1 protein-coding gene is annotated in these 209 nt (G+C 28.2%); it reads left to right on the top strand.

Annotated features, from left to right (window positions below; translation table 11 throughout):
* Positions 1-209 (top strand): topoisomerase DNA-binding C4 zinc finger domain-containing protein (locus ACX6CF_RS26305; RefSeq protein WP_458788348.1); only part of this gene is annotated, 209 nt, incomplete at both ends.

Genomic DNA, 209 nt, shown 5'->3' with positions numbered 1-209 from the left:
TTTTTTAGTCTTTTTAATAAAGACTAAAAAAGGCAGAAGATATTATGGGTGTGAAAATAATCCAGAATGTGATTTTATGACTTGGAACAGACCTACTAAAGAAATTTGTCCAAAGTGTGAAACCATTATGGTTGAAAAGGGCAAATATCTAAAATGTAACAATGAAGAATGTAATTATAGCGTTCTAAAAGAAAAAGAAGAACATGAAT

This window comes from Vallitalea sediminicola (assembly GCF_054408565.1).
This window is presented reverse-complemented; position numbering and strand designations above follow the sequence as displayed.